This window comes from Leisingera aquaemixtae (assembly GCF_001458395.1).
Taxonomy (GTDB): domain Bacteria; phylum Pseudomonadota; class Alphaproteobacteria; order Rhodobacterales; family Rhodobacteraceae; genus Leisingera; species Leisingera aquaemixtae.
In genome coordinates this window covers 1-21,815 of sequence record NZ_CYSR01000022.1, presented here as the reverse complement: position 1 = coordinate 21,815, position 21,815 = coordinate 1, and the positions used below count along the sequence as shown (strand labels likewise).

Here is a 21,815-nt window from a genome sequence, read left to right as displayed (position 1 = left end):
GTTCCAGCCGCTCTGGCAAAGCGGAGTTGCCGCGGACTGGCGGCATCAGGGCCCTTTAGAGGGCCGTCGGGGCTGGTCTGGAACATGCAAGCGGATCTGAACCCCGCTCTCTCTTTCCTGCATTCGCGCCAGCCGAATTGTTCGGAAAAACCGCGTCACCGGTGCTCGGACCATTGAAAGAGATGTTGCGGCCGATCGATTGCGAGCCACAGTTTTCAAGCTCGCCGTGAGGCGAAGAAAGCACCCGCAGTCACATCCTATATAGGTATTCCCGGCTCAAATTGCTACGGGGCGCCGCAAACTCGAAGGCGCTGAACGAGGCTTGGAGCTGCAATTCCAAGGAACCGCCGGTATCACAGCAGAGCCGCGTGCCGCCCATTGCGGCTGGCTGTACGACCGTCTGCTGCAGGCCTGCCGCTGCAAATGACCTTTTCAACATCGGGCGCGGCCATGGCGCGAAGAAGGGCGCTGTAATTGACACGCAGCCTTATCTCGCTCCCGATGCGCAGCGGGCAATTGGTCGTTTCCACGACGAGGTGATCGCTGGTCGCTCCGATGTAGGAAACCGCTGCGGGAAAAGTGAGCCCGGCAGGATCTGTGTCTTGCAGCCCGACGGCCAGGATCGACCGGGTTTTCCAATGATTGCCGGGTACCAGGCTTAGCGCTGACAATGCGGGGTCGGACAGCTTCAAGGGGGCCAGCTTTGATTTCGCCTTCGTCTCGATCACCTCTGCCTGCAGGACGAAAGCGTCCGTGTGAAGCCCGCTTATCGGGTTCCCGGATACCGGATCGGTGCCGAGCAGGATGGCCTCACCCAGGCGCAAACTGTTCACCCTTCCCGCCGGTCCTGTACCAAGCGCCCACAGAAGATTTGCGGAACTGCCTCCGGCGACCACATCAACGAAGGGACCGCATACTTCTCCGGTGCCGTTCGCAAGCGATGAGAGTGCTGCCATATCCTCAGCAGTGGGCGCCGGGCCGGCCAGGCAGGCAAAGTTTGCTCCGATGCCTCTGAGCAGCGCGCCCGGTGTCCTGGTGACCTGAAGCGCGATGTCGGTCAGATCCTCAGGCATAATGCCTTCGCGAAGATCCCCCATCTCCACCATCAGGATGATCCCATGATTGGTGCCTTGGCGCAGGGCAGCAGCGGCGAGGCTGGCGATGACCCCAGGTTCGGTGTTGCAACTGGCTTCGCAGGACGAAACAACGCGCTCCACCTGGCTCAGCATGGGTGTCCGGATCATCAGGACCGGACAGGTTATCCCTGCCGCGCGCATGCGCTCAACATTTGCCATCCGCGCATCAGCCAGTCCTATTGCACCGCCTGCAAGCATGGCTCTTGCGATGCCCGGGTGGCCGCATACGGCTTTGGTTACCCCCGTCACAGTGATCCCGCGGGGCTTCAGGCGGTCGACAAGCACGCGCGTATTCTGGCGGATTTTGCTCAGATCTATTTCCATGCGCGGCGCGGTCATAACGCGGCCTTCCCCGGCACCGGCCGCAGTTGAGGATAGGCTGACAGAACAAGTTCAGCCAGATGCGCCGGAGGGCAGCTCAGGGCGTCGCTGACCGGCAGGTCCAGTTTCCGCGCATGGTCCCTGATCGCGGCATTGATCCCTGCGTCTGTCAGCCCTTCATGGTTGAGGGTCACGCCGATTACCTTTGTGTCCGAAAACGCTTCGATCAGGGCAATCTCGTCACTGGGATCTGGCATTGCCATCTCTGGGAAATCGCAGCGGTGCGCCCGCGCTGGTGCATGCTGAAGGATTACCGCGTCGGGCTGGCTGCCGCGCAGAATGAATGCAGATGTGCAGAACGCCGGATGGCTGAGTGCGCCCTGGCCTTCGATCAGAATGACATCCGGCTGTTCGATTTCGTACGCCGCAAGCACAGCCCCTTCCAGTTCCCCGCAGCAGAATTGCGGCGGCACCGCGTCCATCGCGACGCCATATCTGGCCCCCTGCATCAAACCTGTTTGGCCGGTGCCAACCAGAACCGTCTTGATGCCTTGCGCATTCAGTGCCCTGGCGAGGAGGGTTGCCGTGGTCCGTTTTCCAATTGCGCAATCGGTTCCCAAAATGGCGATACGGATCGCCTTTACACGCGCAATACTGCCGTCGAACAGGCGCATGTCCTTGCTGAGCTTCGGTTTTCGGATATCCCGGACAGTGACGTTCCAGGATTTTGCGGCAGCAACGATCTCCGGATCTTCGCTAAGGTACTCATGCAGGCCAGCGACGATATTCATTCCCCGCGAAATCGCTTCCAGAACGACCCGCCGGTCCTCGCCAGCGAGTTTCCCGTTGGACGGCGCCATCCCGTAAATCAGCGTATCAGGGACTGTGCTTTGGTGGGCAATGGCTGCGTCAAGGCTGCCGAAAATAGGAATCCGGTTGAACCCGCCATCCAGGATTTGCCCGCTGTCACTCCCGTGGTGCCCGCTGTCGATCACTGAAAGTATCCGATAAGCCTCTGAGTGGCGAACCAGCCCGTTTGCAGTTTTCCCGTCAATCTCGGCGAAGTTTCCTTCGCAGTACACTATTGCAGTGGGAACGGGGAGGAACGGCAGTTTGCCTGTGCTCCCAGTGTCACCGAATTGGAAGGGTGAGCGTAAGCGCCCATTGCTGATATTTCGCCGGACTGAGAGTCCAGCCTTGGCTGCGGGGTCCATGATTTGTCCTTTGGATTGAAACAAGCGCTTGGCATTCACGTGCCCGCCGCAAGTTATGACGCTGCCAATCAGGGCAGCAGAAGGTGCAAAGCCTAGTTGCTCAGGGCACAACGGCCTCTTGTCCGCTGAAAGCTCTTGTTGCACTCCCATCGGTTGCCTGACCTGTCGAGATGAGCGTTTTCAGGCAGATCTATGAGAATGCAGCGCTCTCCAGACACCTCGTAACCGCGGGCGCACTTCCACCCTGATCTGTAAGGTGCATCGTCGAAGAATGCATTTTCAGGGACAAACACGGCTGCGCATGTCCCGTCCTGTTCAAAGAACCCGCGCTCGCATGTCCATGGACGCCCGTATCTTGAGCCGTTCAGGTAGGCGCGTTCCGGCACTTCGATGGCAAGGCATTTTTCCCCTTTTGCCTCAAACCCTCGATTGCACTGCCAGGCTGGCGCACTGGTGTCGTTCGTCAGATAGGAATTTTCCGGCAGGGCAATTTCCTGGCAACTGTCGTCGATCTTCCGGTATCCGCGCAGGCAATTCCACCGCTTGCCGGTAGGATCGAGATACCCGCCGTCCGGGATGAAAACTTTGTCACACGATGCGCTTTCGACCTCGATATACCCATGGGCGTCGGCGTGTTTGCCAACAAAGACCCTTTTTGCCGAAGGCGGGCCAGTTCCAAGACCTCACCATCAACGAGGCGGTCAAAAAACCGTGTCAGCCTGCTGCAGTCTTTGCAATGCGCCAAGCGTCAGCAGGTCGCGTGCGCCGGGGCCTGCCCCACCAGAGCAAGTGACCCCGGTGCGTTTCAAGTTTCGGGTGGAGCTGTCATCAGGAGCCGTCCTATTCCGCGGCCTGCCGGAACGGGCGCCGCGCTAGCAATTCAGCGATGTCAGGACGGCAGGAGCCGCAGTTTGTTCCCGCGTGCAAGGCAGTGCCGACGTCCGCAATGCTCACCAGCCCGCCGCTTTGGATGGCGTTCAAAATGGTGTTGGCCCCGACGTTGAAGCAGGCGCAGACCACCGGGCCGGGGTCGGGCCGGTCTGCTGCCGGAATGCCGGTCAGAACACCTTCCGCGCTGGTGCCCGGCAGTCCCGCCAGGTAGTCCCGGCTGACCGCCACCGGGTCCGGCGCGGTGAACAGCGCTGCCATGACCTTGCCGTTATGAAACAGCGCCAGCCGGGTACTGCCTTTGCCGCTGTCTGTCATTATCTGCACCCCGGCCTCGGGCTGGGCGAACAGATCCCGTGCCGCGGCCTCCGGATCAGCAAGCGGAGACACCCCGGCCAGTTCTGCACGGTACCCGGCTTCCGTGCGTGCCATGGCCCAGTACTCTGACCGGGGAGCCATCGGCCGGCAGGATACGGCAAACCCGTACCAGGCCGGCTGCCAGCGCTCCGCCGCAACAACGGCGGCTTTGCTTTCCGGCTGCCCCGAAACAGGATCAACGGCAGCGGCGACAAGGGTATCAACACACGCCGAAGGGGCGGTTTCGCCGGTCCAGTGGATCGGCACGAACAGATCGCCGGGCTGCACATCGGAGGTGATCCGCGCGCGCAGGATGGCCTGCCCAGACGGGCTGCTGAGGCGCAGCAGGTCAGCGGGCTGTACTCCCAGCCGCCGGGCGTCCTCCGGGTGGATATCGGCAAAGGGTTCGGCCAGATGCCCTGACAGGCGGGCAGCCCGTCCGGTGCGGGTCATCGTGTGCCACTGGTCCCGGATTCGGCCTGTGTTGAGGCGGAACGGATACTGGCGGTCCGGCGCAGACGCCGGAGGGCGCCAGCGGACCGGCAGCATGCGGGCCTTTCCGTCCGGGTGAAAGAACTGCCCGTCCGCAAAGAACCGGCCGCCCTGCCGGTTCCGGCTCACCGGCCAGCGGACCGGGCCCAGGCTCTCGTAGTCAGAATCGGATATGCGGCTGAGGCCGGAAATGTCGAAATCCAGCCCGAAGCTGCCGGCCAGGCCGGACAATACGGCATGCTCCCGGAAGATTTGCGCCGGAGACTGATAATCGAAGGCCGCACTCCAGCCCATCCGCCTGCCCGCGTCTGCCAGAATGTCCCAGTCCGGGCGCGCTAGGCCCGGCGGCGGCAAGACAGCGCGCTGGCGGCTGATGGTGCGGTCCGAATTGGTGACAGTGCCATCCTTCTCGGCCCAAGCCGCGGCAGGCAACAGCACATCCGCCAGCCGCGCGGTGTCGGTTGCCGCGGTGATGTCGCTCACAACGGTGAAGTCGCAGGCCTTGATCGCGGCCCGCACGGCATCGGCCTCAGGCATGGTGACGGCGGGGTTGGTATGGATGATCCACAGCGCCTTGAGCCGCCCGTCGCCTGCCGCGCGGAACAGGTCGACCGCCTTCAGCCCGGGCCGGTCCGGCATTGCGGGGGCACACCAGAATTCCTGCACCGCCGCGCGGTGGCTGCGGTTTTCCAGATCCATATGGCAGGCCAGCATATTGGCCAGTCCGCCAACCTCGCGCCCGCCCATCGCGTTCGGCTGGCCTGTCACCGAGAAGGGGCCGCAACCGGGTTTGCCAATGCGGCCGGTTGCCAGATGGCAGTTCAGGATCGCGTTCACCTTGTCCGTGCCGGAGATGGACTGGTTCACTCCCTGGCTGAAGATGGTCACCACCTTTTCAGTGCCCATCCAGATGCGGCAGAAGGCTGCGATTTCGCTGTCAGACAACCCGGTGACGGAGGCATCGCTCGCAAAGGCGGCTTCCAGCGCGCCTCCCAGCCCCTCCACATGCTGCAAATACTCCGCGTCCAGCGCGCCGCCCTCATAAAGCCCGGTCAAAAGCCGGTTGAACAGCGCCACGTCGCTGCCTGCCCGAAGTTTCAGATGCATGTCCGCCTGATCGCAGCTCGCCGTGCGCCGCGGGTCGATCACCACCAGCTTGGTGCCGCGCTTTTCGCGGGCGGCGAGGATGCGCTGGTACAGAACCGGGTGGCACCAGGCGAGATTGGAGCCCGCCAGGACGATCAGGTCCGCCTGGTCGAGGTCATCATAGGTGCCGGGCACCGTGTCGGTGCCGAAGGCGCGTTTGTGGCCCGCGACGGTGGAGGCCATGCACAGGCGCGAGTTGGTGTCGATATTGGCCGAGCCAAGGAATCCCTTCATCAGCTTGTTGGCGACATAGTAGTCTTCGGTCAGCATCTGGCCCGACAGGTAGAACCCGACGCTGTCCGGGCCGTGCCGGTCCACCGCCTGCCGGAACCTGGCGGCCACCAGGTCCAGAGCACTGTCCCAATCCGTCTCCTGGCCGTTCACTTGCGGCGCCAGCAGGCGGCCCTCCAGCCCCAGCGTCTCCCCCAGCGCCAGCCCCTTGGAGCAGAGCCGCCCGCGGTTGGCCGGGTGATCGGGGTCGCCGCGCACCGCCAGCCCGCCCGCGCCATCCGGGCGCAGCAGCACGCCGCAGCCGGTGCCGCAATAGGGGCAGGCGGAGCGGGTTTCCCGGCAATCCGCACCGGGCATCACGCGGCGCTCCGCTTGCCGATTGCATCGCCGTCGATCAGAAGACGGCCGCCTTCGACGCGCACCGGGTAGGTGCCGATCCGGCCTTCATCTGCTCCCTGCGCCTGGCCGGTGTTCAGGTCGAACACCCAGTTGTGCAGCGGACAGGTGACGCTTTGGCCGTGCACGATGCCTTCGGACAGCGGGCCGCCCTTGTGCGGGCAGCGGTCATCGGCGGCAAAGACCTCGTCCTCTCCGGTGCGGAACAGGGCGACGCAGCCGACGGGGGTTTTCACCACCCGGGCGCCGTGCAGCGGGATGTCGTCGATTTGGCCGATGTCGATCCAGTTCATTCCGCAGCCTCCAGTGTGAGATTGGCAAGCGGCGCGTATTGCGCCCGCGTGGTGCTGTTCTGTGCGTGCTCGGCCCACGGGTCCTTGCGGTAGACGGATTGCGACAGCGCAAACCGCTCCGCCAGCGCCCTGCGGTTCTCAAGGTCGTCGACGATCTGCGCCTTGACCCAGTCAAGGCCGACCCTGGCCAGCCATTTGTAGATCCGGTCCAGATAGCGGGCGTTTTCGCGGTAGATCTGGGTCATGGCAGAGATCACCTCGACCGCCTCCTCCTCACTCGTCACCTTGCACAAGACCTCAGTGCCCTTGATCTCCATCCCCGCAGCGCCGCCGACGTGGATCTCGTAGCCGCTGTCGACACAGACGACGCCGATATCCTTGCAGGTTGCCTCGGCGCAGTTGCGCGGGCAGCCGGAGACCGCAAGCTTCAACTTGTGCGGCGTCCAGGCCCCCCACAGGTGTTTCTCCAGCTTGATGCCGAGGCCAGTCGAGTCCTGGGTGCCAAAGCGGCAGTGATCGGTGCCGACGCAGGTTTTAACCGTGCGCAGCCCCTTGGAATAAGCGTGGCCCGAAACCAGCCCGGCGCGGTTCAGATCGGACCATATGCCGGGCAAGTCCTCGCCCCTGACACCCAAGAGATCAATGCGCTGACCGCCGGTGACCTTGACCGTTGGCACGTCGTATTTGTCGGCGGCATCGGCGATGGCGCGCAGCTCATCCGGGGTGGTGATGCCGCCCCACATGCGCGGCACCACGGAAAAGGTGCCGTCCTTCTGGATGTTGGCGTGTTTGCGCTCGTTCACGAAACGGCTTTGCGGGTCGTCGCGGTATTCCAGCGGCCAGTCCGCCAGGAGGTAATAGTTCACCGCAGGGCGGCAGACATGGCAGCCGTTGGGGGTGGTCCAGCCAAGCTCCTGCCAGACCGCGGCCTGGCTTTTCAGCTCTTGCGACTTGATCAGGCGGCGCACGTCCTCGTGGGTGTGCTGGGTGCAGCCGCAGATCGGCTGCGCCTGCGGGGCGGCGTAGCCGTCGCCGAGCGTCACCGACAGCAGCTGCTCCACCAGCCCGGTGCAGGTACCGCAGGAGGCGCTGGCCTTGGTGGTGGCGCGGATCGCGCCGAGGTCGGTGGCGCCGCCTTCGATGGCGCTGGTGATCTGTCCCTTGCAAACGCCGTTGCAGCCGCAGATCTCCGCCTCAGGCGGCAAGGCTGCAACGGCTGACAGAGGGTCCGCGGAGGCGCCCCCCTGGAAGGCCGGACCGAAGATCAGCGTCTCGCGCATCTCTTCGATTTCTGTGCCGTCTTTAATCAGACCGAAGAACCAGCTGCCGTCGGCGGTGTCGCCGTACATCACCGCGCCCATCAGCTTGTCGTCCTCGATCACCAGCCGCTTGTAGATACCGCGGGCGGGGTCGCGGAAGACAATGTCCTCGCGGGTTTCGCCCTCCGCGAAGTCCCCGGCACTGAACAGATCGCAGCCGGTGACTTTGAGCTTGGTCGCCAGTTCCTTGACCACGAAGACGTTGGGCCGGCCCAGCAGGCTGTCCGCCAGAACCTTGGCCTGGTCGTAGAGCGGCGCAACGAGGCCAAACAGATGGCCGTCGAACTCCACGCATTCGCCGACCGCGTAGATATCGGGATCGGAGGTCTGCATCTGCGCGTTCACCTCGATGCCGCGGGCCACATCCAGATGCGCGTCATTGGCCAGCCGGGTTTCCGGGCGGATGCCCACCGCCATCACCACCAGATCGGCTCCCAGCGTCTCGCCGCTTTCCAAGAGCACCGCCCGGGCGCGGTCCTCGCCCAGGATCGCCTTGGTCGAGGCCTGGGTTTTTACGGTGATGCCCCGTGCCTCCAGATCCTTGCGCAAGAGATACCCGGCGGCCTCATCCAGCTGGCGCTCCATAAGATGGCCCATCAGGTGCAGCACGGTCACATCCATGCCGCGTTCCTTGAGCCCTGCGGCGGCTTCCAGACCCAGCAGCCCGCCGCCGATCACCACCGCCTTGCCGCCCTTTGCGGCGGCCTCGATCATCGCGTTGGTGTCGTCCAGGTCGCGGTAAGAGATCACCCCCGGCAGGTCGTGTCCCGGCACCGGGATGATAAAGGGGGCGGAGCCGGTGGCGATCACCAGCTTGTCATAGGGCACATGGCCGTTTTCGCCCTCGACCACCTTCATCTCGCGGTCGATCTTCACCACATGTTCGCCGAAGCGGCAGGTGATGCCGCGCTCCACGTACCAGTCGTCCGAATGGGTGACGATCTCCTCATAGATCTTTTCACCCGACAGCACCGGGCTCAGCATGATGCGGTTGTAATTGCCGCGCGGCTCGGCGTTGAACAGGGTAATGTCATAGGCGCCGGGGTCTGCATCGAGCAGATGCTCGATCACCCGGCCGGAGGCCATGCCGGCCCCGATAATGACGAGTTTCTGGGTCATGGTCTCACTCCGCTGCTATCTTGTCTGCGGCCGGTTTGGCGGCGGGTTTGGTCCCGTGCTCGTATTCTTCGAGGAAATCGAGCACCTCCTGCCGGTAGCTGTAATAATCAGGGTGCTCCAGCAGCGCCTTGCGGGTGCGCGGGCGCGGCAGGTCCACGTCGGTGATCTTGCCGATGGTGGCCTGCGGGCCGTTGGTCATCATCACCACCCGGTCCGCCAGCAGGATTGCCTCGTCCACGTCATGGGTCACGCAGATGGCGGTCACCTTGGTGCGGCTCCAGACCTCCATCAGCACCTCCTGCAACTCCCATCGGGTGAGGCTGTCGAGCATGCCGAAGGGCTCATCCAGCAGCAGCAGCTTGGGCGACAGGGCAAAGGCCCGAGCGATGCCGACCCGCTGCTGCATGCCGTTCGACATGGCATGCGCGGGCTTGTCCATCGCGTCCGCCAGGCCGACGCGCTCCAGGTAGTATTCCACCACGTCCTGCCGCTCCGCCTGGGACGCCTTGGGATAGACCTTGTCGACTCCGATGGCGCAGTTTTCGCGGGCGGTCAGCCAGGGAAACAGGTTGGGCGACTGGAACACAACGGCGCGCTCCGGGTCGGCGCCCTCGACGTGGCGGCGGTCCAGCTTGATCGCCCCCTTGGAAATCGGGTTCAGCCCGGCCGCCATGGTCAGCACGGTGGACTTGCCGCAGCCCGAGTGGCCGATCAGCGAGATGAATTCGCCCTTGTTGATCTTGAGGTTGAAATCCTCGACCACGGTCAGCGGCCCCTTGGGCGTCGGATAGATCTTGTGCAGCTGCGAGAAATCCAGAAAGCGTTCTTCTGTCAGCGACTTCGAGGCTTCGGCCACGGCAGCAGGCAAACCGTGGATCGGGGTCACGTTCGGCAGGATCTTCGAGCCTTCGATCCTGGCCTTGACCCCCACGTCCATCAGGTAGGACGTGACCTCTGCCCGCAGCCGCTTGAAGGTCTCGTCCGTGTTCATCGCGGAACGGTCGCGCGGGCGGGGAATGGTGACTTGGAACGCCTCTCCCAGGCTGCCGTCCGGGTTCAGCGCGATGATGCGGTCGGCCAGGAGGATCGCCTCGTCCACGTCATTGGTAATCAGCACGCAGGTCTTCTTGTCCGCCTCCCAGATCATCTCGATCTCCTCCGCCAGATTGGCGCGGGTCAGCGCATCCAGCGCCGACAGCGGCTCATCCAGCAAGAGCATCTCCGGGTCCATCGCCAGGGCGCGGGCCACATTCACCCGCTGGCGCATGCCCCCCGACAATTCCACCGGGCGGCGGCTGGCGGCATGGCTGAGGCCGACCATATTGACGTAATGGTCCACTTTCGCCTGTTTTTCCGCTTTGGGCAGGCCGGGAAACACGGTGTCCACCGCCAGCGCAACATTGCCGCTCACCGTCAGCCAGGGCATCAGCGAATAGCTTTGGAAAATCACGCCGCGCTCCGGACCGGGGCCGGTGATTTCCCTGCCCCGATAGGAGGCGGTGCCCTGCGACGGCCTATCCAGCCCGGCCATCAGGTTGATCAGGGTTGTCTTGCCGGTGCCGGAGAAGCCCAGCAGCACAAGGAACTCGCCCTCCTGAACACTGAGGCTGATGTTTTTCAGAACTTGCGTGCGGCTGGTGCCCTCGCTAAAGCTCTTGGAGACTTTTCTAAATTCAAGAATGCTCATGGCGGCTCACCGGTTGTTCGTGAAGGTAAACAGCGACTGCAGCGCGTACATCACCCGGTCCAAGAGGAAGCCGATGATACCGATGGTCAGCACCGCAACGATGATCCGGGCCAGCGACTGGCTGGAGCCGTTCTGGAACTCGTCCCAGACGAATTTGCCGAGGCCCGGGTTCTGCGCCAGCATCTCTGCCGCGATCAGCACCATCCAGCCGACCCCGAGCGACAACCGCAGCCCAGTGAAGATCAGCGGCAGGGCCGAGGGCAGCACCAGCTTGGTGATCTTGGTATAGGTGTTCATTTTCAGAACCTTGGAGACATTCACCAGGTCCTTGTCGATGGAGGCCACCCCCAATGCGGTGTTGATCAGCGCAGGCCACAGCGAACACAGCGTGACGGTGATGGCAGAGACCAGGAACGACTTGGAGAACAGCCCGTCGTTGGTGGCATAAAGCGCCGAGACAACCATGGTCACGATTGGCAGCCAGGCCAGCGGCGACACTGGTTTGAAAATCTGCACCAGCGGATTGATGGCCGCGTTCGCAGCGGGCGACAGACCGGCCAGAATGCCCAGCGGGATCGCCACGGCGGCGGCAATCAGGAAGCCGAAGAAGACGGTCTTTATCGACGTCCAAATTTGCTGGTAGTAGGACGGCGCGCCCGTATAGGGGATGTCCTTGACCCGTTCCGGCTGGCCGCGGTCGATAAAGCGCTGGTTGCGGGCCTCCACCTTCTCGTGGTGGGCGCGCTCCTTGGCAGCCTTGGCCTGCGCATCCTGGTGCAGGTTCACCGCTTCGGTCCACACCGCACCCGGGCCGGGAATGGCGCCCAGCGAGGTCTGAACCTTGGGTGCCAGCACAGCCCAGAGCATGAGGAAGCCGGCAATGGCGATGACGGGAATTGCTAGCAGCCGCCAGATTTCCTTCAACTGCGCCTTGGGATTGTCCCCGGCGGCGGCTTTCAGCACCGGGGTGACCCAGGCCAGGCCAAAGACCTGAAACCAGGCGTCCATCTTGCTGATGCGGGTAAACAGCCGGGCGCGGCGGGCCTCGGAGCTGAGCGTGTCGGGATCGGCGATCGTCATGGTGTCATCCTCTGATGCGTGCGGGGAGGGCGTGGAGCGGCGGCGGCTCTTGCTAGGTCACCGCCCCCCTGCCCTCCTGTCCGGGGTCAGCCCTGAATGGCGCTGCCGACGACGGTTTGGCCGGCCTTCAGTCCGATCGGCAGGCTGTCGATATAGGCGTTGGGCGCTTTGCCATCGAAGGGGATGCCATCGATGATGTCCTCTGCGGGCGTCGGGGCCTTGTAGCCATCGCTGTCCCAGGGGAAGTCCTCGGGACTGGCAAGCCCCTCATCCACCAGAATTTTTGCGGCTTCGAGGTAAATCTCCGGCTTGTAGACCGACCGGGCGACCTCGTCATACCAGCTGTCGGGCTTGGGTTCAGCGATCTGCCCCCAGCGGCGCATCTGGGTCAGGTACCAGACCGCGTCCGAGTAGAACGGGTAGGTGGCGTTGTAGCGGAAGAACACGTTGAAATCCGGAACATCGCGTTTGTCGCCCTTCTCATACTCGAAGGTGCCGGTCATCGAATTGGCGATCACCTCATAGTCGGCGCCGACGTAATCGGGGCGCGACAGGATCTCCACCGCTTCGGGGCGGTTGGCGTTTTCGTTTTCATCCAGCCACTGGGCCGCGCGGATCAGCGCCTTGACCACCGCCAGCGTGGTGTTCGGGTTTTCCTCGGCGAATTCCGCGGTGATGCCGAACACCTTTTCGGGGTTGTTCTTCCACAGCTCGTAATCGGTGATGACCGGAACGCCGATGCCCTTGAACACAGCCTGCTGGTTCCATGGCTCCCCCACGCAGTAGCCAGAGATCGTGCCGGCCTCCAGCGTGGCGGGCATCTGCGGCGGCGGGGTCACCGACAGGAACACTTCGGCGCCGATCTGGCCGGTCACGTTTTCGGGCGAGTAGTAGCCAGGGTTGATGCCGCCGGCTGCCAGCCAGTAGCGCAGCTCATAATTGTGGGTGGAGACAGGGAAGACCATGCCCATGTTGAAGGGCTTGCCCTTGGCGTTGAAGTCCTCAATCACCGGCTTCAGGAAAGAGGCGGAGATCGGATGCGCGATCTTGCCGTCCGCATCCGTGGGCAGGTTCGGTTTCATCATCTCCCACACTTCGTTGGAGAGCGTGATGCCGTTGCCGTTCAAATCCATGGAAAACGGTGTGACGATATGCGCTTCGGTGCCATAACCGATGGTCGCGGCCAGCGGCTGGCCTGCCAGCATATGGGCGCCGTCAAGGGTGCCGCCGATCACGCCATCCAGAAGGACCTTCCAGTTTGCCTGCGCTTCGAGCGTGACAAACAGCCCCTCGTCATCGAAAAAGCCCTTCTCATAAGCCACCGCCAGCGGCGCCATATCCGTCAGCTTGATGAAGCCGAAGGTCAGCACATCCTTTTCCAGCTCCAATGTTCCGGCCAATGCCGGTCCGGTAAGGGCAGTCGAGGCCGCAAGCGCCATCATAAGTGTCTTCATCGGGTTGGTTCCTTTTCCTAGCTGCGCCCCGCCCAGGGGACGGAACAGAAAAAAGCCGCTGACACGCACCGCCAGGAGGAGTGGCGGCGGGTCGAGCGGCTTTGCTCAGTGAAACCCGGTCTTCGGGAAAATTCTCAGTCAGGCTCCGTTGCCTGTCTGACTTCAGACTGCCGGAAGATCCGGCCTGCGCAAAAGGTTTCTTTGCTCGCGCAGCAGGAAATTCTGCGCCGCAGCGTTGCAGCGCGGCAAGCTGCCTGCTTTTTCATCAGTCCGCGGCCATGGGATCAAAAACACGGCCATCAAAGAACCGGTTCGGCAGCAGCCTGACCGCTTCCGATTCTCCTGCGGCCAGCAGCGAAACGCCGGTCGCGCCTTCCAGTTTCGACGAGGCGCCGGGCAAGTCCGCACCGGTCCCGGCCAGGGCGGAGCGGTATAGATCGCTGCGGAAGACCGGCCCGGCCAATTCCAGCGCCCTGTGCCGGTCGAGGCCAGTCCGTTCCGCCAGTTGCAGCGCAACCCATTGGGCTTGGCTGCGCCAGGGAAAGCCAGCGGCGCCGTCATGGAAGCCGATAAATCCGGAGACTTCACGCTGCAGCCCCTGGGGCGTGACCGTGAACTTTCCCGACAGCGCGCGTTCGATGATTTCGGCGGGCAGATCGAGATACCGCCGCGCGGACAGGATTTCCGCCGCCAGCCCGCGGGAAGCCGGGTCGGCCAGCCAGCGCCCCGCGCGCCACAGGGCCCGGATCAGGCGGCCGGTCAGGCCGGGTTCGGCCTCTGCCCAGGTACTGCGGACCGCCAGCACCTTTTCCGGCGCAAAGGACCAGATCGCCCGCCCGGGCAACAGCAGCGCCCCCGCGCCATTTTCTACCGCGATGGATCCCCAGGGTTCGCCAACGCAGAACGCGTCTATCTCACCGCTTTTGATGGCATCGCTCATCAGCGGCGGCGGGACCGTGCGGATGCTGATGCCGCGGCCGCGGTCCGCCGCCAGCCCTTGCAGCCAGTAGTGCAGCAGTTCCATATGCATGGAAAAGGGAAACGGCACGCCAATCCGCAGGCCGGGGCCGGCTGCGGCTATCAGGGCCTTGCCGGCGGATGCGGCGTCATTGAAGGAAAAATTGTGCCCTGCATCGGCAAGTCTGCGGGCCAGGCTGCTGCTGACGCCAATGACGGTGCCGTTGACGGACAGCACGGACAGAACAGAGAATGGCGCGCTGGCGCCGCCAACGCCAAGCGCCGCGGCGACCGGCACCGGCGCGAGCATCTGAGCGGCATCCACCTGCCCGAACGCCAGCATGTCGCGCAGGGAAGACCACGAGGGCGCGCGGTGCAGCTCCAGACTCAGCCGTTCTTCGGCGGCAAAGCCCATTTCTTGGGCGGCAATAAGCGGCGCCGCATCAGTCAGCGGAACATAACCGGCGGGGATGCGTGTCGCGCTCATGCCAGCAGCCCTGCCGCGGTGACCAGCGCCTGCGCAACCTCCGCGACGCGCTTGTTCTGGTCCATCGCGGCCTTTCGCAGCAGCGCGTAGGCTTCGTCCTCGCCGATGCCCCTGGCCTTCATGACCATCCCTTTGGCGCGGTCGATGACCTTGCGTTCTTCCAGGGCCCGTTTGGTTTCTGCAAGCTCGGTGCGCATGCGCTGAAACAGCCGGAAACGCGCGATGGCTGCGTCCAAGACCGGTTTCAGCCGGGCGGCCTGCAGCCCGTCAACCACGTAAGCCGAAACCCCGGCTTCAACAGCGGCCGCAGTCATGCCGTCTTCACTGCGGTCCACAAACATCGCCACTGGCCGGTCCTTGGGGCCTGAGGCCAGCGTCAGTTCCTCCAGCACATCGCGGGAGGGGTTGGCGATGTCGATCAGCACCACATCCGGGTCACGCATCTGTATTTGACGCGCGAGGCCTGAAGGTTCCGAGATGACCTGAATGTCAAATTCCCCGGCGTCCCGCAGCCCGTCCACAATCATGAAGGCGCGGTCACGGTCGGTTTCGACAACAACAATGGACAGGGCATCGGGCATGCGGCAGAGCATGAAAAGGGTGGAAGACGGCTGTAAAGGCTGCAGGTATGGCGCAATTTTACAACAGCCCGTTGGCGCCGAAAATTTGAGCTGACTGCCCGAGCTTTAAGCTGGGAGGAGACACACACTGGCGGCAGCCAAAACGTCGGCATTAATGTCCGCAATGGGTGATATGTGCCTACAGCGGACATGTGCGCGCTTCCTGTCTGCGTGTGCGGCGAATGGCAGGCTTGCCCCCCGTGCCGATATTGCCGCCGTTGCCCCTCCGGGTGTTTGCTGACGCAGCATCCGCTCGCAGGCGCGGCACGCTCACCGCTGTGTTGCAGCCAATGCCGCCAGACCGGGCATTCAAAACAGCCTGAAGTGCAAAATGTAATCCGCCCTTTTCGCCGCGGCCGATCTCGACAAAGACGACGTGGAGGAAGTCTTGCCCGCACAACACGTCAAGGCGGCTCCCAGCAGGTCTCTGTCCGGGCTTGCGCCAAGTGCTGAAGGCACCTTCGGGCGCAAGCCCGCCGGGCAAGCCTAATGATTTAGTATCTTGCTCAGGAAGTCCTGTGCCCGTTCGCTTTCTGGATTACCGAAGAACTCTTCCGTGGCGCGGTCTTCGACGACCCGGCCGGCATCCATGAACACCACCCGGTCCGCCACCTTGCGGGCAAAGCCCATCTCGTGGGTGACAACCATCATCGTCATACCGTCCTGCGCCAGTTCAACCATCACGTCCAGCACCTCGTTGATCATCTCCGGGTCGAGTGCCGATGTCGGTTCGTCAAACAGCATCGCAATCGGGTCCATTGCCAGCGCCCGGCTGATTGCCACCCGCTGCTGCTGGCCGCCAGACAGTTGCCCGGGAAACTTCTCGATATGCGGCAGCAGCCCGACACGGCTGATCAGGGCCTCGGCCTTGGCGTTGGCTTCGTCGCGCGACCTGACCAGAACCTTCTGCTGGCCCAGGCACAGGTTTTCGCGCACGCTCATGTGCGGGTAGAGCTCAAAGTGCTGAAACACCATGCCGATCCGCGAGCGAAGCCTGGTCAGATTGGTGCCCTTGGCGGTGACATCCGCATCCTCCACCAGGATGCGGCCCTGCTGCACCGGTTCCAGCCCATTCACGCATTTGATCAGGGTCGATTTTCCCGAGCCGGACGGCCCGCAGACAACCACCACCTCGCCCTTGCCGACATGGGTGGTGCAATCGGTCAGCACCTGAAAGTCGCCATACCATTTGGAGATGTTTTCGATGCTGATCATGCGGTTTTGGCCTTCTGAAGGCGCCGGACAAAAAGCGAGCCGGCGAAGCAAATGGTGAAGTAGACAAGGGCTGCGAAGATATACATTTCCGCCAGCCGACCCTCAGTGCGGGCGACGATTGAGGAAGCGGTCATGAAGTCGCGCAGGCTGACGACAAAGACCAAGCTGGTGTCCTGAAACAGGATGATACCCTGGGTCACCAGAATCGGGATCATGTTGCGGAACGCCTGCGGCAGAACCACATAGCGCTGAATCTGCCAATAGCTGAGTCCTGTTGCCTGCCCGGCATGCACCTGACCCTTACGGACCGACTGAATGCCAGCGCGGATGATTTCCGAATAGTAAGCCGCCTCAAACATGACAAAGGCGATCAGCGCCGAATAGAATCCGCCGATCGGGCGGCCCAGGGCCAGAGGCACCAGGAAGTAGAACCAGAAGATCACCAGGATCAGCGGCACCGAGCGGATCAGGTTCACATAGCCAGCGGCAGCCAGAGCCAGGGGCATGATGCCGGAAAGCCGCATCAGTGCCAGGCCGGTGCCCAGGATGATGCCCCCAATAACCGCCAGCAAGGTGAGCCATAGCGACAGCTGCAGACCCTGCCACAGAAAGGGAAGATTGTTCCAAATGACGGAAAGATCGAAATCACCCATGGCTCAGTCCTTTCCGACATAACCCGGGATACGGGTATATTTTTCTAGCGTCTGCGCGATCACCGTCGCGCCAAGCGCAATAACCACATAGATGACCGTTGCGGCGGTGAAGGCTTCGAACCCCTGAAAGGTGTATTCCGCGATCTGCTGGCTTTGCGCAGTCAGCTCCAGAAGCCCGATGGTGAGCGCCAGGGAGGAGTTCTTGAAGATGGTCAGGAACTCGGACGTCATCGGCGGCACGATCAGCCGGAAGGAAATCGGCAGCAGCACATAGCGGTAGGTTTGCGCGGTCGAGAAGCCGTTGGCGTAGGCCGCGCTGGTCAGGCCGGGGCCCACAGCGTTGATCCCGGCGCGGACCTGTTCGGCAACGCGGCTGGCCGTATAGAGGCCCAGGCCGATCACAGCGGTGACATACTCGGGGTTTGGCATATCCCGCTTCATCCAGCGGCCCAGATCGTCCGGGACGATCTCGGGCATCACGAAATACCACAGGAACAGCTGCACCAGGAGCGGGACATTGCGGAAAAGCTCGACATATGCGGTGCAGAGGGTGGCGACGGGCTTTGACGGCAATGTGCGTCCGACACCTACTAGCACCCCGACGGCCAGTGCCAGAACCCAGGCTGCAAGCGCGACCGCAAAGGTCCAGCCCACCCCTGATATCAGCCAGCCCAGGTACTCCCCCTCAAAAAGGACGCCCCAGTTCCAGTTGTAGTTCATGATTGTTTACCCTGTTGAAGGTGCCGGGCCCCGCAAGCGGCGAAGGCCCGGCCGTGCAAGCGCGGGAAGAGATTATTCGGGCAGCGCGTTGATCTGGAACGCAGCCTTCAGCAGATCGGTCTGCGCAACGCCCAGCGGATCGAACCACTTAGAATAGATCTCGTTGATCTCGCCTGAGCGGAACACTTCGGCCAGGGCCTTCTTGCCCACCAATTCAAAGGCGCTATCGTCGCGGCGCACCATCAGCGCATAAGGGTCGAAGGAGAGGAAATCGCCCACGACCTCAAATGAATCGGGTGTTTTCGACTTGGCGATCAGCCCGAACAGCAAGATGTGATCGGTTGCATAGACATCCACCCGGTCAGTTTCCAGCGACAGCATGCCCTCGGCATGGTCGCGCACCGGCAGCACCTTCACGTCCAAGCCCAGTTCTTCAATTGCCGCCTTTACCGCGCGCTCGTTGGTGGTGCCCTGCGCCAATGCCACGGCTTTGCCTTCCAGGTCTGCAACCGAGCCAATCCCCGATCCTTTGCGCACCATCAGTTTGGTTCCGGTGATAAAGGTGGTGGGCAGGTATTCCACCTGATCCTGACGCGTAAGGTTGTTGGTGGTTGAGCCGCACTCCAGATCAATTGTGCCATTGGCCATCAGTGCGATCCGGGTTTTCGGATTCACCGGCACGTATTTGATCGACAGTTCCTTGCCCAGTTCCGCAGACACCGCATCGACCACTTTCATGCAAAGGTCGATCGAATAGCCAACCGGTTTCTGGTTCTCATCAAGATAGGCAAACGGAACCGAGCTTTCGCGATGCCCGAGGACGATCTCGCCCGAGGCATCAATCTTGGCCAGGGTTCCCGTGCGTTCCTGGGCGGCGGCCGGGGCCGCCAGGGCCAAAGCAAAGGCTAAGGCGGCGGCTGGTTTCAGAAGTTTCATGTTTTTCTCCCTATTGAATTGTCTTGTGCTTTTGTTAATCCTGATAGCCCGGCAGACCGAAGATACCGGGGTATCCAAACAGCGCTGCGCTGCCGCCGGTATGAAGGAACACGATGTTATCCATGCCGTCGAAATAACCCTTGCGGACTTGGTCGATCAGGCCGTCGAGTCCCTTGCCAGAATAGACCGGATCAAACAGAAGCCCCTCCAGCCGGGCCAGCTTCAGAAGCGCCGCGCGCATGCCCTCGGTCGGCAGCCCGTAACCCGGCCCCACATAGTCGCAATTCGCCCGAACCGACGCCCGGTTGATTTCGGCCCCCATGCCAAGGTAATCCATGGTCTTGCAGGCCAGATCAAAGACCATGCTCTCCTGTTTCTCCTGCGGCGCCCGCACGCCGATCCCAAGCAGGTGAATGTCACTTGCAAGACCTGCAAGCCCCGCCACCAGCCCCGCCTGAGTTCCGGAACTGCCAGTGGCATGAACCAGCGCGTCGACCTTCAGCCCAAGCGCTCCGGCCTGCTCCTCCAGTTCGGCGGCGCAGTTCACATACCCCAGCGCGCCAACGCGGTTGGAGCCGCCGCCCGGAATTATATAGGTCTTGCGGCCCTGGTCTTGGAGCGCGCCAGCCAGGGTTTCCATCTCGGCATTCATGTCGGCACCGCCGGCCCGCTTGGAGATGGTTGCGCCATGCAGCTGGTCCAGCAGAACGTTGCCGTTGAAGTTATAGGCCACGTCATTCGACCCGGTGCGGTCCTCCAGAAGGATTTGGCAATCCAGGCCCAGCTTGGCCGCCGCCGCCGCCGTCTGGCGGGCGTGGTTGGACTGGGTGGCTCCCTGGGTAATAACCGTATCGGCACCGAGTTTCAGCGCTTCTGCCATCAGAAATTCCAGCTTGCGGGTCTTGTTGCCGCCAGAGGCAAGACCGGTGCAGTCATCGCGCTTGACCCAGATGCGCGGCCCGCCCAGTTCTTCGCTCAATCTATCCAGAGGTTCCAAAGGGGTCGGCAGATGGCCCAGCCGCACGCGCGGGAAGTTTTCAAGTGCGCGCTTTACAAGCGCAAGGTTGCCACCCCCGGCCATTGTGTCTTCTGTCACTGCGGTGTTCATCGAATACATCCCTTTTGCGTATTTTCAGTAAGGCTAGACGCTGGAATGGCCGTTGAATAATGCAAACATTGCAGCCTACTCATACATATTGTATGAGCAGGCATGGATACCCGCCTTTTTGAAGACGCTTTGATCCTGCTGGAGGAGCGCAGCCTGACTGCCGCGGCAGCACGCAGGAACGTAACACAACCAGCCTTTTCCAGGCGCATACGGGCCTTGGAGCATTGGATTGGCAGAAGCTTGCTGGTGCGTGAGGCCAACCGGGTAGAGCTGTCTCCCACGTTGCTTCAAAGCGAGCCGCAGATCCGGGCGCTGCTGGCACATTTACGGCAATTGCATGGGCATCTGAAGAATTCGGAAGGCATTGGCGAACCGCTGGTGCTGGTAACGCAGCACTCGCTGTCAGTGTCTGTTGTTCCGGAGATTCTCCGCAAATTCCGCAACAGCGGCCGGACGCCGCAAATCCGGCTGCGGACGCAAAACCAGGTATCTGCCATGTCCACGTTTCTGCGCCACGAAGGCGACGTGCTTTTGAGCTATGAGTACCGTGAACTGCCGCAGGTACCTTTTGACGACACTGTTGACCGTTATGTCTGGCGGCGGGACACCCTGCTTCCCGTCGCCGGCGGCGCGCTGCGGCATGATCTCCTGGAAGGCCAGATACTGCCGCCGGATGCTCCCTGCATTGATTATCCTGCCGAAAGTTTCTTTGGACAGATTTTAACGCTGCATCAAAACAGGGCTGAACGCGCCTGGACGGGTACGCCGGCAGTGGAAAGCGCATTTTCGGTGGGGATTTCCCAGATGGTTCTTGAAGGAAGCGGCGCCGCCTGGGTGCCTCACTCCATCATTCAGAACCACATCATTTCCGGTGATGCTGTCATTCTCTCTCCAGAGTACGGCCGTCTGCCGCTGGATATCGTCCTATATACCCATGTATCCAATCCACGCGGGGCACATTTCCGGAAAACAGTTGCTGACTTGGCTTGACGGAAGCTCGAAACGCCTGCGGTGGCCTGTAGGCGGCGGTCTGCGGGCGGCGGAAAAACCGGCCAGTTTTGGCCCTTTCTGGTTTCAGGGAGGGCGGGAGCATTTTCACCGTGAAACTTTATCAGCGTCCGTCGTCAGAGATTTTGGGCCAGTTGCGCCTTCAACAAGAGACAGTAGAAATCCGCGCGGGGCGCGCGGATTGCATATCCCAGGAGTCGCGGCAGGGCATCAACGGGCTGCGCCCGCTCCCCCCTGCCCCGGCATTTTCCGTTTGATTGGTCCGCCTGCCATCCGGCCGGCACACTGAACACGGGTTCTGATGTGGCTTGCGCGTCAGCCTCCACGGAGAAACCCGGTTCCTCCCGCACCAGGCGCGGGCCCCTCCCAATTTCACCGCTACGGCGCATCCTATCATTTCGCGGGTGTCAGATCACCGTCCGGCCGCAGTCCGGAAGACACGAGGTCTTCCGAAGTGAAAATCAGGGAAGGCTTCGCCACTGGCGGAACAGGAGGCGCGAGCGAGGATTTTGGAGACACGAAAAAGGAAAGGGTCTGCCGCAAGTGGCAAAACTATGTGTCGCCCGACAAGAAGTGTCGGGCGACACATAGTGTCTCCCTTTTAGGGAACTTGACTGATTGATTTTAAAGGGAAATATTTTCATCCGAAGCAGCAAAGTTACCTTTAGCGACTCATAGATTTACCTTCGTATGAAGCAGACATTCATGCAGCGCGCGGCGAAACCGGGCTTCGAGCCCGGTTTAACCGATGCTGCTAAGGTTTTAACCGGCAGCTATTGGAAAACCACTTTGCGACTGGAGCGCGCACGCTCCAGAGACGATAAGAAACCTAAGCGTTACCCAGCTCCTCCGGTCAAATCCTCAGCAAGCATCAGGGCGTTGCCGTCGGGGTCGTAGAATGTTGCGGTCTTGACCATGCCCTCGACGACATCCGTTTCGCCATCAAATCTGACCTTGGCCTGTTCCAGTTTCTGCCGA

16 protein-coding genes and 1 pseudogene are annotated in these 21,815 nt (G+C 62.2%); 1 reads left to right on the top strand and 16 read right to left on the bottom strand.

What is annotated here, in order from left to right:
* Positions 1–353: 353 nt before the first annotated feature.
* The 15 genes from PHA8399_RS10880 to cuyA form a co-directional block, all read right to left on the bottom strand.
* Positions 354–1,475, bottom strand: a complete 1,122-nt coding sequence (locus PHA8399_RS10880) for an alanine/ornithine racemase family PLP-dependent enzyme (protein ID WP_058286178.1) — start codon at positions 1,473–1,475, stop codon at positions 354–356.
* Entirely contained in the window at positions 1,472–2,452 is a 981-nt protein-coding gene (locus PHA8399_RS10875; RefSeq protein ID WP_244270201.1) for an N-acetyltransferase DgcN family protein, read from the bottom strand. The genes PHA8399_RS10880 and PHA8399_RS10875 overlap by 4 nt, the downstream gene beginning before the upstream one ends.
* Positions 2,453–3,511: 1,059 nt before the next feature.
* A complete protein-coding gene (locus PHA8399_RS10870) occupies positions 3,512–6,142 on the bottom strand; it encodes a nitrate reductase (RefSeq protein WP_058286177.1) in 2,631 nt (876 codons plus the stop codon).
* Positions 6,142–6,474, bottom strand: a complete 333-nt coding sequence (nirD, locus tag PHA8399_RS10865; RefSeq protein WP_058286176.1) for a nitrite reductase small subunit NirD — start codon at positions 6,472–6,474, stop codon at positions 6,142–6,144. The genes PHA8399_RS10870 and nirD overlap by 1 nt, the downstream gene beginning before the upstream one ends.
* On the bottom strand, positions 6,471–8,912 hold the full coding sequence (gene nirB / locus PHA8399_RS10860; RefSeq protein ID WP_058286175.1) for a nitrite reductase large subunit NirB: 2,442 nt from the start codon (positions 8,910–8,912) through the stop codon (positions 6,471–6,473). The genes nirD and nirB overlap by 4 nt, the downstream gene beginning before the upstream one ends.
* Before the next feature lie 4 nt (positions 8,913–8,916).
* A complete protein-coding gene (locus PHA8399_RS10855) occupies positions 8,917–10,599 on the bottom strand; it encodes an ABC transporter ATP-binding protein (protein WP_058286174.1) in 1,683 nt (560 codons plus the stop codon).
* Between the two features lie 6 nt (positions 10,600–10,605).
* Positions 10,606–11,679, bottom strand: a complete 1,074-nt coding sequence (locus PHA8399_RS10850; protein ID WP_058286173.1) for an ABC transporter permease — start codon at positions 11,677–11,679, stop codon at positions 10,606–10,608.
* Between the two features lie 86 nt (positions 11,680–11,765).
* On the bottom strand, positions 11,766–13,133 hold the full coding sequence (locus PHA8399_RS10845) for a CmpA/NrtA family ABC transporter substrate-binding protein (protein ID WP_058286172.1): 1,368 nt from the start codon (positions 13,131–13,133) through the stop codon (positions 11,766–11,768).
* Positions 13,134–13,398: 265 nt separating this feature from the next.
* Positions 13,399–14,577: a CmpA/NrtA family ABC transporter substrate-binding protein gene (locus PHA8399_RS10840; RefSeq protein WP_058286171.1), complete on the bottom strand. Its 1,179-nt coding sequence runs from the start codon at positions 14,575–14,577 to the stop codon at positions 13,399–13,401.
* Positions 14,574–15,158 carry an ANTAR domain-containing response regulator gene (locus PHA8399_RS10835; protein ID WP_058286405.1) on the bottom strand — a complete coding sequence of 195 codons (585 nt, stop codon included), beginning with the start codon at positions 15,156–15,158 and terminating at the stop codon, positions 14,574–14,576. Before PHA8399_RS10835 ends, PHA8399_RS10840 begins: the two co-directional genes overlap by 4 nt.
* Positions 15,159–15,683: 525 nt before the next feature.
* Positions 15,684–16,412, bottom strand: coding sequence for an amino acid ABC transporter ATP-binding protein (locus tag PHA8399_RS10830; RefSeq protein WP_058286170.1), 729 nt, complete (start codon positions 16,410–16,412; stop codon positions 15,684–15,686).
* Positions 16,409–17,065, bottom strand: a complete 657-nt coding sequence (locus PHA8399_RS10825) for an amino acid ABC transporter permease (protein WP_058286169.1) — start codon at positions 17,063–17,065, stop codon at positions 16,409–16,411. The genes PHA8399_RS10830 and PHA8399_RS10825 overlap by 4 nt, the downstream gene beginning before the upstream one ends.
* 3 nt (positions 17,066–17,068) lie before the next feature.
* On the bottom strand, positions 17,069–17,785 hold the full coding sequence (locus PHA8399_RS10820; protein WP_058286168.1) for an amino acid ABC transporter permease: 717 nt from the start codon (positions 17,783–17,785) through the stop codon (positions 17,069–17,071).
* 72 nt (positions 17,786–17,857) lie between these two features.
* Complete coding sequence (locus PHA8399_RS10815; protein ID WP_058286167.1) at positions 17,858–18,721, bottom strand: amino acid ABC transporter substrate-binding protein; 864 nt, start codon at positions 18,719–18,721, stop codon at positions 17,858–17,860.
* Between the two features lie 34 nt (positions 18,722–18,755).
* Positions 18,756–19,802: a D-cysteate sulfo-lyase gene (cuyA, locus tag PHA8399_RS10810; protein ID WP_058286404.1), complete on the bottom strand. Its 1,047-nt coding sequence runs from the start codon at positions 19,800–19,802 to the stop codon at positions 18,756–18,758.
* Between the two features lie 129 nt (positions 19,803–19,931).
* Here cuyA and PHA8399_RS10805 point away from each other — a divergent pair, with 129 nt between their 5' ends.
* Positions 19,932–20,819, top strand: coding sequence for a LysR family transcriptional regulator (locus PHA8399_RS10805; protein ID WP_082649524.1), 888 nt, complete (start codon positions 19,932–19,934; stop codon positions 20,817–20,819).
* An 854-nt stretch (positions 20,820–21,673) separates the two neighbouring features.
* Here the strand turns inward: PHA8399_RS10805 and PHA8399_RS22815 are convergent.
* Positions 21,674–21,815, bottom strand: a pseudogene (locus PHA8399_RS22815) (VOC family protein); the annotation flags it as partial.